This window comes from Pseudomonas sp. SH10-3B (assembly GCF_019891415.1).
GTDB lineage: Bacteria > Pseudomonadota > Gammaproteobacteria > Pseudomonadales > Pseudomonadaceae > Aquipseudomonas.
Window position 1 is genome coordinate 82,806 of record NZ_JAFLXD010000002.1, and the last position, 11,723, is coordinate 94,528.

Annotated in this window: 8 protein-coding genes; all 8 read right to left on the reverse strand. The window is 60.7% G+C overall.

Annotation, left to right across the window (positions count from 1 at the left end; translation table 11 throughout):
* Positions 1 to 5: 5 nt before the first annotated feature.
* The gene (locus J1G35_RS02360) at positions 6 to 1,439 is read right to left on the reverse strand and encodes an NAD-dependent succinate-semialdehyde dehydrogenase (RefSeq protein WP_223013226.1); all 1,434 of its coding nucleotides are present in this window, start codon (positions 1,437 to 1,439) and stop codon (positions 6 to 8) included.
* Positions 1,436 to 2,470: an aldo/keto reductase gene (locus tag J1G35_RS02365; protein WP_034135577.1), complete on the reverse strand. Its 1,035-nt coding sequence runs from the start codon at positions 2,468 to 2,470 to the stop codon at positions 1,436 to 1,438. The genes J1G35_RS02360 and J1G35_RS02365 overlap by 4 nt, the downstream gene beginning before the upstream one ends.
* Positions 2,471 to 2,480: 10 nt before the next feature.
* Positions 2,481 to 2,993 carry a formaldehyde-activating enzyme gene (gene fae / locus J1G35_RS02370; RefSeq protein ID WP_017845677.1) on the reverse strand — a complete coding sequence of 171 codons (513 nt, stop codon included), beginning with the start codon at positions 2,991 to 2,993 and terminating at the stop codon, positions 2,481 to 2,483.
* A gap of 421 nt (positions 2,994 to 3,414) precedes the next feature.
* Complete coding sequence (locus tag J1G35_RS02375) at positions 3,415 to 7,125, reverse strand: ATP-binding protein (RefSeq protein ID WP_223013228.1); 3,711 nt, start codon at positions 7,123 to 7,125, stop codon at positions 3,415 to 3,417.
* Positions 7,126 to 7,149: 24 nt separating this feature from the next.
* Positions 7,150 to 8,250 carry an ABC transporter substrate-binding protein gene (locus J1G35_RS02380; RefSeq protein WP_223013230.1) on the reverse strand — a complete coding sequence of 367 codons (1,101 nt, stop codon included), beginning with the start codon at positions 8,248 to 8,250 and terminating at the stop codon, positions 7,150 to 7,152.
* A gap of 360 nt (positions 8,251 to 8,610) precedes the next feature.
* Positions 8,611 to 9,393 carry a PhnD/SsuA/transferrin family substrate-binding protein gene (locus J1G35_RS02385; RefSeq protein WP_223013232.1) on the reverse strand — a complete coding sequence of 261 codons (783 nt, stop codon included), beginning with the start codon at positions 9,391 to 9,393 and terminating at the stop codon, positions 8,611 to 8,613.
* A gap of 34 nt (positions 9,394 to 9,427) precedes the next feature.
* Complete coding sequence (locus J1G35_RS02390; RefSeq protein ID WP_223013234.1) at positions 9,428 to 10,756, reverse strand: LLM class flavin-dependent oxidoreductase; 1,329 nt, start codon at positions 10,754 to 10,756, stop codon at positions 9,428 to 9,430.
* Between the two features lie 36 nt (positions 10,757 to 10,792).
* Positions 10,793 to 11,698 carry an ABC transporter substrate-binding protein gene (locus tag J1G35_RS02395; protein ID WP_053139056.1) on the reverse strand — a complete coding sequence of 302 codons (906 nt, stop codon included), beginning with the start codon at positions 11,696 to 11,698 and terminating at the stop codon, positions 10,793 to 10,795.
* Between the last annotated feature and the right edge of the window lie 25 nt (positions 11,699 to 11,723).

Here is an 11,723-nt window from a genome sequence, read left to right on the forward strand (position 1 = left end):
GGGGGCTAGAGGCCGCCCATCAACAGGTATTTGATTTCCAGGTAGTCTTCCAGACCGTACTTGGAGCCTTCGCGCCCCAGGCCCGATTCCTTGATGCCGCCAAACGGCGCGACTTCCGTGGAGATGATGCCTTCGTTGATCCCGACCATTCCGGCTTCCAGGCCTTCGGCCATGCGCCAGACGCGACCGATGTCGCGGCTGTAGAAGTACGCCGACAATCCGTAGGGCGTGTCATTTGCCCGTTGCAATACGTCGGCTTCGTCCTTGAAGCGGAAGCACGCGGCTACGGGGCCGAAGGTTTCGTCCTGGGCGATCAGCATGTCGCTGGTGGCATCGGTAAGAATGGTCGGCTGGTAGAACGTGCCGCCAAGCGCATGCCGACGACCGCCGCACAACAGCGTGGCGCCCTTCTCCAAGGCGTCACTCACGTGCAACTCAACCTTGGCCAACGCCGCTGCGTTGATCAGCGGACCTTGCTCGGTTTCACCGTCCAGCGCATTGCCGACGCGCATCGCAGCGACCGCTTCAGCGAGTTTGCCGGTGAACGCTTCGTAAACGCCGTCCTGGATGAAGAAACGGTTCACGCAGACGCAGGTCTGCCCGGTGTTGCGGAATTTCGAGGCCATCGCGCCTTTCACGGCGGCGTCCAGATCAGCATCGTCAAACACAATGAACGGCGCGTTGCCGCCCAGTTCCAGCGAGACTTTTTTCAGCGTATCCGCCGCTTGGCGCATCAGTAGTTTGCCGGTGCGGGTAGAGCCAGTGAACGAAAGTTTGCGCACGATGCCGGAAGCTTGCAGTGCTCCGCCAATCGCCACGGCGTCACCGGAAACCACGTTGAACACCCCGGACGGAATCCCCGCCTGCTCGGCCAGCACTGCCAGGGCGAAGGCTGACAACGGCGTCTCCTCCGACGGCTTGAGAATCATTGTGCAACCCGCCGCCAGCGCCGGACCGACCTTGCGCGTGACCATTGCCAGCGGGAAGTTCCAAGGGGTGATCGCCGCAACCACACCGATGGCTTCCTTGACCACGATGATTCGCGCATCCGCCTTGTGGCTCGGGATCACATCACCGTAAGCGCGCTTGGCCTCTTCGGCGAACCATTCCAGAAAGCTTGCGGCGTAGACCACTTCGCCCATGGCTTCGGCGAGCGGTTTGCCCTGTTCGCGACTGAGCAAGGTGGCGAGATCTTTCTGGTTACTCAGCATCAGCTCGCTCCAGCGCTTGAGGCGCTGGCTGCGTTCTTTGGCGGTCAATTTTCGCCAGGCCGGCAAGGCGCGGTTGGCGGCAGCAATGGCGAGGTTGGTTTCCTCGGCGCCGGCCTTTTGCACGTCGGCGATCACTTCGCCATTGGCCGGGTTCAACACCGGATAGGTCGCGCCCCCGCTCGACCATTGGCCGTCGATGAAATTACCGTTACGGATCAGCGAGCTCATGCCACAGCCTCAGTCAGAGTAAAGCGTTCCAGACCCGGGCGAGCCGAGCGCAGGATGCGTTTGCCGGCGGTGTAATCGTTGATCACGTCGCACGGGGTGTAGTTGCGTTCCAACTCATGCAGTTCTTCGGCGTCGAGCCTGGTTTCCAAGGCTGCCAAGGCACTGTCGAACTGCGCGGTGGTATCGGCGCCGACCAGCATGCAATCGACGCCCGGATGATTGGCAACCCAGGCTTGAGCGATCTGCGCGTTCGAGACCCCACGGGCGCGGGCCACGCGCTGTACCGAATGAGCGATCTCGAACGAGGCCTCGTCGCTGTACATCTGCTGAGTGAAGAAGTCGGTCTGGTTGCGGGTCGATTGCACATCGCCGGTCAGTAAGCCGCGAGCCAGCGGACTGAACACCGAAACGCCAAGACCCTGATCACGACAGAACGGAATCATCTCGCGCTCTTCTTCGCGGTAGGCACAGTTCAGTTGCAGCTGCATGTTGATCGGCTTGACCCAGCCGTTGCGTTCGCAAGCCATGAGGATCTTCGCCAGCTGCCCGGTGAGCATGGTCGACACACCGATGTAGCGAGCCTTGCCGGAGCGCACAATGTCGTTCATCGCACTCATGGTTTCTTCAACCGGGGTATTCAGGTCGAAGTAATGCAGCATGAACACATCGACGTAATCCATGTTCAAGCGCTTCAGCGAGGCGTCGATGCTGTCCATGATGTGCTTGCGCGAATGACCGCTGGCGTTGATGCCGTTGCGGGTGCCGTAGCCGACCTTGGTGGTGATCACCAGATCTTCGCGGCGAGCCAGACGCTTGACGATGCGCCCGACCACTTCCTCACCGACACCAGCGGAATAGAAATCCGCCAGGTCAATGAAGTTCACCCCGTTGTCGAGGGCATGGGCGACGATCGGCTCGCTTTGCTTTTCATCGAAGATCCACGGTTTCCAGTCCGGGGTGCCCATGTTCATGGTGCCCAGGCACAGGCGGGAGACTTGCAGGCCGGAGTTGCCCAAACGGATGTATTGCATGGCTCAGACCTCAGGCTTTCGGGGTGTAGAAAGGGTTGCTGATGTGAGCGACCACATCCGCCAGTTGCGCGGTTTCCGGTTTGCCGGTCAGGGCGGCGCGGATCGCGGTGCGGCAGGCGTTGTAGTTGTTCAGGTACACCGCATCAAGGTCATCGCAGGCCGGGTTGACCCAGTTGGCGGTGACAATGGCCCACTCGTCCTCGGCTTCCGGTGGCAACGTGCCGTCCAGCAGCGCTTCCAGCACAGCCTTGGCAATCCCGGCCTGGGACGCGCCCCAGGTGGCGTTGCCGTGCAAATCGCTGCTGATCGCGGCTTTGTTGACGTAAAGGGTCATCGGCTTGACCGGGATGTTCGGTTGGGCGATCACCATAAAAGGGCAATGCCCCTGGCTAGGCGACGCCAAACTGTTGGCAAACGCCTGCCCCGCCGGCCCGTTGCGCGGGCCGATCAGGATGTTGATGTGTGCGGCATTCACGCCAGGACCTTCGAAACCTTCACCGATGTACAGGTCGAGTTCTTTCATGAGTCTTTACTCTTTTTGGATTTTTTGGGGTGATCAGAAGCGCACGCGGATCGTAAAGATCACGTGGCAAACATCGGGATACGAAGAGCGCAACACGAGGCTGGCGGGGACGCGGCAGTGGGGCTTAGTCATGATTGCAAACGCTCTTTTTGTTATTGATGAGCTGTGTTTGCGATTTTTTAACATCGGGGGCCGCAGGGGCTGTAACCATTAAAAGTCATGGGGGTATGAGTTCTCCTCATACCCAGCCAACGCCCGCGCGGGACTGGCATTCACGTTGATAAAGGGACAAAGCGCGCGTGCTACAGACGGCGTCCACTCACAGGACGCAGTGACGACTCCATCAAGGGCAGACCCCGGCCGCGTACCTGACCCAAGCAGGTAAAATCGCCTTGCAACCCAAGCAGCGACGGTTCAGTGCTCACCCCCTGCTCTGCCGAGCATCAACAGGGATGTCGAGGCTGAAGGTTGCGCCCTGTCCCGCTCCGTCGCTGTGCACGGTCAAGCTGCCACCCATTTCCTGCGCGGCGAGCGCGCAGCTGTGCAGGCCGAAACCGTGGCCCTCTTTGCGCGTCGTGAAGCCATGGGAAAAGATACGCGTCAGGTGCTCGGGCGTAATCCCGTTGCCGTTGTCAGCCACCGTGATACGCAGGACTGGCCCGTCCGCGAGGGCGGCGCTGAAGGTGATGCACGGGCTGCGATCGACCACCCCGTCCAGCGCCTGATTGGCGTTTCTGATCAGGTTCATCAGAATCAGCAGCACTCGGTGCCGGTCCAGCGACAGCAGGGGCAAGTCGGCAATGTCCTTGACCACTCTCACCTCCTGGCGCACCCGTGCCCCGGCGCTCATGCTTAAGGCATCATCGATCAATTCCGAGACCGGTATTGTCTCGACGACACTGACGGCAACGGCATAGGACTGCTGGGCCGCTACAATGGTTTTGATGTGGTCAATGCCCTTGGTGAGTTGCCCGAGCTCTTCGATGATGCCCTGTTGCTCTGCCGTCACCACCTCCGCCAGCTTGAGCAGGTAGTCGGGCAGCATCTTCCCTTTGTTGTCGCGGGTGAGGAATTCGCTCAGGTCATTGATGTGCTCGTTCAGCATCTGAGCCACCTTGCCCAGGCCCTGGGCCTTGGAAGTGCGCATCTGACTGCTGACCAGTTCTGCCGATACGTTCACGCTGTTGAGGACATTGCCGACGTTGTGCAGCACCGTCGTGGCGATTTCGGCCATGCCCGCCTGACGGGATTTTGCATTCAGTTCGGCTTGCACCTGGCTCATGCGCAGGGCCGCACGTACGCGAGCCTTGAGCTCCAGCGGCGAGAAGGGTTTGGCAATATAGTCATCGGCGCCACTTTCCAGCCCGGAGACGCATGCCTCGCTGCCGCCGCGGGCGGTCAGCAGGATGACGGGTATATGGGCGAAACCCGCGCTGGCTTTGATTCTGGCGGTCAGGCCAAAGCCGTCGAGCTCCGGCATCATCACATCCGAGAGCACCACATCGATTGCTCGACGCTGCAGTGTTGCCCAAGCCTGTTCTCCATCAGCTGCGGTGACGACGATGTAGTCGTCGCGCAAAAGCTCGCTGAGGTAGCTAAGCATTTCCGGGCTGTCATCTACCACTAGCACCCTGGACTGCAAGGCGTGCTCCGGGGCGCCCTCTCCAGTCGAGGCGGGGTCGTTGCTACTGCCATGGCGACCGTCGTCGAAAAGCAGGTGGCGCTGCTCGGCTGTGATGATGGTGGTCGGTGACGAGCGTTCATGCAGATTGCTGACTTCGGTCGGCACTGTGTTTTGCTCCGCCCCCCGCGCCAATCGAACAAAGAAGCACGACCCCCGTCCAGGCTCACTGTTGACGCCGACTTCGCCCCCCATCAGCTCGACCAGATCCTTGACCAGGGCGAGACCGATGCCTGTGCCGCTGTATTGGCGCGTGGCGGAGTTATCGATCTGGGAAAACCGCTGGAACAGCAGCGGCAGTTTGTCAGGCGCAATGCCAATGCCCGAGTCTTGCACCGACAGCTCAAATCGCTCGTCATCGAGCGCAGTGACGGCCAGATGCACGGTACCGCCGGCGGGGGTGAACTTGATGGCGTTACTCACCAGGTTGAGCAGAATCTTCTCGAAGTGCCGGGGGTCCAGGAACACCGTGCCAAGGGCGGGATCGATGCTGCAGGTCAAGGTGCAACCTTTGCCCTTGGCCACCATGGCGGCATCCTCGGCCAACACACCCACCGCCTGGTTCAAGTCAATCGGCGCCGGACACAACTCAAACTTGCCGGCTTCAGCCTTGGAGAAATCGAGGATGTCGTTCACCCGGTTCATCAAGCGCAGCGCGTTGCGTTGGGCGCGCTCGATTTGCACACGCCAGTCCGCCGGCGGAGTGGTTGCCGCCGAGAGCTGCTCCAGCGGGGCCAGAATGAGCGTCAGAGGGGTGCGCAATTCGTGGCTGACCGTGGCCACGAAATCGCTCTTTGCCTGGTTAGCCGTATCGGCCTGGTTGCGCGCCTGAATGAGCTCGACGGCCTGCGCCTCCAGCACCTCAGTCTGCCGGTGCAGCGTGTCGGTTCGTTCGGCGACCATTCTCTCCAACGAGGCCTGGAGCTGCTGTCGTTCGGCCTCAGCTTCGGCCTCCAGCACCCGGATGCGCAACGCATTTTCTTGGAACACCCGCACGGCCCGCGTCATGATCCCAATCTCATCGCCGCGTCCGGCGCTGGCGATCTCGGCGGTCAGGTCACCGGCAGCAAGCCGGCGCATGACCGAGGCCAGGGCGACGATGGGCTGCGCGACAAACCGCGAGGTGCTCCAGGCGATGGCACCGGCCAGCAGGATGGCGACGGTGCCCGCGATGATCGCCGCAAGCATGCCGCGATCCTTGTGGGCCAAGGCGTCTGAGCGCGCCTCGCCAGCGAAGCGCGCAACCAACAGGCCCGCGCTCCGAGCCTCGTTGCGAACTTGGTCACGCGCGTCGCTCAAGGCGTTGCTCGCCTGATGGAACCTGGCGAATGCGGCCCGGTAGCCGGCAATCTGATCGCTGACCGTCAGGGGTGTAGCGCTGGTCTGCGGCCCTACAGACGAAGGGAGAACGCGAGAAAGACGGGAGAGCTCATCCAGGATGGCGCCGACAGCGTCCGCGACCTCGGCCGACGGTGTCAGGCGAAACGACAACGTCTGCGCTTCCAGGGTGGCCACCCGCTCGGCGAAACGCTTGGACAATGCGGCTGCATTTTGCAGTAACCCGGTGGCTGCCTGAATGTCGCTGGCGTCACGGGCAACGTGCTCGTCCACCTCACCCAACATTGCTTCGAGGCGCTCGGCCACATCCCCAACCGCGCCGAGATGTCCCAAAGCGTCGCCTCCCAGGGGCTTGGGCGCCTTGCCAAGCTGCTCGACCGCCAGGCTGGCCGCCGTGATCGCCGTCGCCAACTGCCCCAGGGCCTCCACCTCCTGTGGCGTTTCCATCAACTCGCGCAATTGCTCGACCACGGGCGGCAGTGCCGCGCAGGCGTTCCTCGCCGCAGTGGCGGCCGCCCCATCACCGGTCACCAGCACCTTGGCCACATTGGCGGTGATGATCCGCTCGCCGTTGCGCAGGATATCCAGGATGCGATGGGCGCTCTCAATATTGCTCACCTGCGCCTTGTGGTCAGCGGCGCGGGAATCAAGCCCCTTCAGCCCATCGGCGATGCCCTGTTCGACGAGGGTCGTCGCCTCTCGCATTCGGCTGTAGTGGGCTGTCATGTTCTCCGTTTCGCCATCCATGGTCAGGGTCGCCGCCCGTAAGGCGGCGATCGCCGCAGAGAGTCTTTCCAGACTGCCCTTGAGCGATTGCGCCTCTACCACCGGAATGTCGTCAAGGCCGGCGATAGCTGTCGCCACCATGCCTTCTGCCTGGGACAGGCTTTCCTGGTCGCGGGTGGCAATGAAGTTTTCCACCCGCCCGGTGGCCCCGTTGACCGAGGCCAGGATCTCTGCGGAATGACTGGCGGAATCCACCGCACGCACCATGCCTCGCAGGCCGTAGAGGTTCACCAGCGATACCGCCAGCATCAAGAACACCAGTGCGGCAACCGCCAGGCCAATCCTGACGGCAATGGGCCTGGCCGTGGCTGATTTGAATGTCAACATGGGGCCTCGCCTCCTCGACCGCCGCTACTGTTTCTTGACCTCCGGCAAAGGCGCCGGCGCCGCCGTATTGTTGATGGCCGCGTCGATCATCGCCGCAACGGAAGCCTGGCTGTAGAAAGGGTTGGCGGCGCCGCCCACCGGCATAGTGGCGAGCCAGGTGTCCAGGTCTTTCGCATCGATACGCACCAGCGGCACCTCGACGAACTTCGGCACCGGCTTGCCCGCCAGGATCTGCTGGGCCACCCAAAACCCCACTTGGGAGACACTCGGGGAGGCAGAGACAGAGACGGTCTCGTAGCCATTGGCATCGCGCTCCTGTTTCCACAAGGCGAGTTCGTCCTGGCGGTTCCCCATCACGATGATCGGCAAAGGGCGTCCTGCCGCCTTGAACGCCATCGCCGCCCCGTAACCATCGCCCCCCTGAGTCGCCACGGCATCAATCCTGGGCAACGACAGCAGCGCCAGCGCCACCTCCTTGCGGGCGACGGAAGCCGTCCAGTTGCCGTATACGGTCTTGGCGATTTTCAGTCCCGGATAGTCGCTGGCGGCCTTGCGAATGCCGTCGCTGATGTTTTTATCGGTGGCATCGCCGGCAATGCCGCGGATCTCCAGCAACGTTCCGTTGCCCTTAAGGCGCTCGGCGATGTAATCCATTTCCACACGGCCCATGGCGGACCAGTTGTAATCCACGGTATAGACGCAACGTTCGGTAACCAGGCTGGCCATGACGACCACCACGATGCCCGCGTTGCAGGCGTCGCGGATGACCCCGTTAAGGGCCGTGTCGGAAGCGGCCAGGATGACAATGGCATTGACGCCCTTGACGATCATGTCCTGGATATGGGCGGCCTGTTCCGATGCCGAGTTATTGGCGCTGACTACCGGGGCCTCCCGGATCAAGCCATCCTTTTGCGCTTGGAGCGCAATTTCCTGCCAGTTGCGCACCATCACCTTGCGAAAATCGCTGCCCGCGTAGGAGTTGCTGAAGGCAATGCTATAGCCTGCGGTAGGGCCGCCAGCGATGCCATCGTCAGCCGCTTGGGCTGGATTGGCGGCAACGATCGCCATCCCCGCCACGCAGCCGGCGAAGCGCCACAAGAGTGTGTGGAGTGGTTTAGTGTTCATGCTGTTCTCCGGCGCGCCTGGGATTGACCAGCAGTAATCCACCCGCACCTGCCGACAGTCCGGATCGACGGCTTGATCTGGGGGGAGCAGTTGGCACGCAGATAGGAGATCTTCGACTCTGTGAAGTTTGGCGCAGGCATTGAACGTCTCCCTGTATGGCACGTGCGGGGTTGTTACGTATTGCCTTTGGAAAAACCTGAAGCCCACCACGCTAGTGTTTTGCCTGCATTGGCAATGATCATAGTATCAAAGTGCCCGCTTCGCGCGGCCTTGGAGGATTTCAGCCAATTGAGCGCCCCACAAGGCGATGCGCAAATATCCGTCCTTGGACTGAGAGGTCTAGCAGGTGCGGCTCGCCGCTCAGGACAACAGAAACGAAAAACCGCGACTGGCCGCACTGCGCTCATATTCTAGGAGGCACTCATAGTCAGCCTCACTGGCCGGCAGGACTTCCTTGATCGCGAGGTCACGGGAAACCACAGGAAGCTGGCCCAAGGCTTCGTTCATTGCGTTCCTGATTGAAACGGCGTCCGCAGCCGTTTGACCAATCGAGGTTATGTAAGGCAGGCAGGGACTGCGCGCACTCCGCACGAGGATCCTGAGGCCTTCGATCTCGGCACTGTGATCTCTTGCAAGATAGTCGTAGGTGACGCTGTCGATGGACGCCAAATCGCCCTCGCCTGCTTTCAGCCGTCGCATGCTCTCCCGGTGGGATCCGGTGAAGGTGAGTGTCGAGAAAAACCCACGGTCGCTGATCCCGGCCAGCGTGTGGCGCAATAAATTCATTCCTGAGTTGGAATCCCGGGCGTTGATCAGGCCATGGCTGCCCTGGAAACCCGCCAGGTCAGTCATGGCCGAATCAGCCCTGCAGAGCAGCACACTGCAATGATCCCCCCCCGAGCTATGGGTAAGCTCATAGCTCGGGCGCCCTATCAGCCTCACCTTTCCCCGCAATGACGTGACGAATGGATAGCCGCAGGTCTGGGATAACAACAGATCCGGGGAACGCCAGTGCGCCGGGAGATCAACGATCTGTTTTTGCCCTCGGCGCTCGCCGAGAATCTCCAGGATGCGCTCAAGCCAGGCGTGCTGTGCCTGTAAAACCCTGGCGGGAGCGAGGTACATGGATAGATCGCTGGTCATATGACATCCATTCAGAGGGAGCGATTGCCGCTGATCACAACAGGAAATGGTTGGCAGGCGTCTTCAAGCCCAAGCGATCCCTCAGTGTCCCGGGTTCATACTCCTGGCGGAACACCCCTTTGGCTTGCAGCAAGGGCACCACGCCACGGGTGAATGTTTCGAAGTCAGTAGGCAAAAACGGAAACATGAGGTTGTAGCCATCGACGGCATTCGACTCGTATAACGCTGCAAGCTTATCGGCAATATGCTCCGCCGTTCCGATCAGCAGCCAGGTACTTGAACTCTTGACCAACCGGCGTCCTATTTCGCGGATGGACAAGGAGGTGTCGTACTGCTTGAGCAGGGCCAGCTCAGTTCGAATGCCATCAAACTCGGACTCATCCGGCAACGCTGGCAATGGTCCGTCCGGCGATAGACCTGTCAAGTCCAGGCGGGTGTAGCTGGAGACCAGGTCAATCGCTACCGCATCGATAATCAGGCTGTCCTCCAGGTGCCGACGTCGTTCCTCCTCAGTCTCATCCCCGAGCACCACCGGAAGCACGCCGGTGATGATTTTCAGATCACTGGAATGCCTGCCCTTCAACTCGAGTCGGCGATTCAAATCGGCCCTGTACGCCAACCCCTCTTCGACCGAATTGATAAAACAGAAGTGCACGTCCGCATGCGCGGCGGCCAGGTTTTTGCCGGCTTCAGAAGACCCCGCCTGCGCAAGGACCGGATGGCCCTGGGGTGGACGCGGCACGTTAAGCGGCCCACGTACGTTGAAATGTGCGCCTTTGTGATTGATCGGGTGAATTTTCGATGGGTCGGCAAAGTCGCCCGTACCCTTGTCAAACGCTAGCGCACCCTCCTCCCAGGAGTCCCAGAGCTGCTTGACGACGTGGATGAATTCCTCGGCCCGCAGATAACGATCACCGTGCTTGGTTACGCCTGACAATCCGAAATTCGAGGCCTCCTCTTCCAGCCAGGACGTCACGATATTCCAGCTGGCTCGCCCTGCGCTGAGGTAGTCCAGCGAAGCAAAATAGCGCGCGAGGTTGAAGGGCTCGTTATAGGAAGTCGAAGCCGTGCCCATCAGCCCGATGTGCTCGGTAACCGCAGCCAGTGCGGACAAAAGCGTTATCGGTTCCAGGCGGGCGTTGGCATAGTGCCTCAACCCGCTGGCCACGGAGTCCCAGACTGCGACGTGATCCGCGACAAAAACCGCATCAAACTTCGCCGCCTCCGCCGCCTGCACGAGTTTTACGTAGTAACCCAGCGTCAATATCTCTTGGGTCGGTGCCAGCGGGTGGCGCCAGGAAAAACGATGATCGCCCTGGGGATTAAAAAAGAACAAATTCAAAATCATACTTTTATTCGACATAACGCCTCCGCGACCTTACCCACGTCGCATTGATTTTCACTGGGCCGTCTTGACGGTATGTTCGGCGACCCACTGCGCCGCGACTTTCGCGGGGTCCTTGTGATCGATATCAACCAGGCGATTGAGTTGCTTGAGGTCGTCATCGGTCAGTTTTGCAGAGACCTCGTTGAGCACCTGGGTGACTTCCGGGGTCAGCAGCGCCTTGCGACCCAGTGGCGTGATGTTTTGCAGGGGCTGTTGGTGCTTGTCGTCCTCAAGGACAACCCAAGGCTCTTTGGCCAGGATGCCTTGCGTGGAGACCACCGTGGCCACGTCGATAGCGCCGGAGTTCAACGCCAGCCGCGACAACGGCCCGCCCATGTCCAGCGACTTGATGCTCTTGAAGTTGATGCCGTAGACCGCCTTTAACCCGGGCAGGCCTAACGCAGCCGTGGCAACTTCGGGAGGCCCACCCAGGGTGAAATCTCCCGAAACGGGCGCCAGGTCGGACAAGGTGCGCAGGTTGTACTTTTCTGCGGTCTTTTTGGTGACAGCCCAGGCGGTAATGGAGCCTGCGGACGAAGGCTCAAGCAGCTGGAGGTCCGCCGGCAACTTCTGTTGCAAAGCGCCGAGGATCTCCTTTTGGCTGGTCAGGGCGGTCTTGTCGTCATAGAAACTCAACAGTGACCCCAGGTATTCGGGTACGACGTCTATATCGCCGTTTTCCAGGGCCTGGGCGATGATCTGGCGGTTGCCGAGATTGAGTCGGGTCTTGACGTCTATCCCTTGATTTTTCAAGGCTGACGCATAGATGTTGGCGAGAATCGTCTGCTCGGAAAAATTGGCCCCTCCAATGGTGATGGACTGAGCGCTGGCAAACGCGCTGCCCACCAGCAAGCCTAACCCCAGCAGCAATGAAACCGAGTGCGCTGAGCGAGCCTTCGAACGTTGTTTGTTTTTCATGTGGGTTTGCACCTCTGCAGAGTTA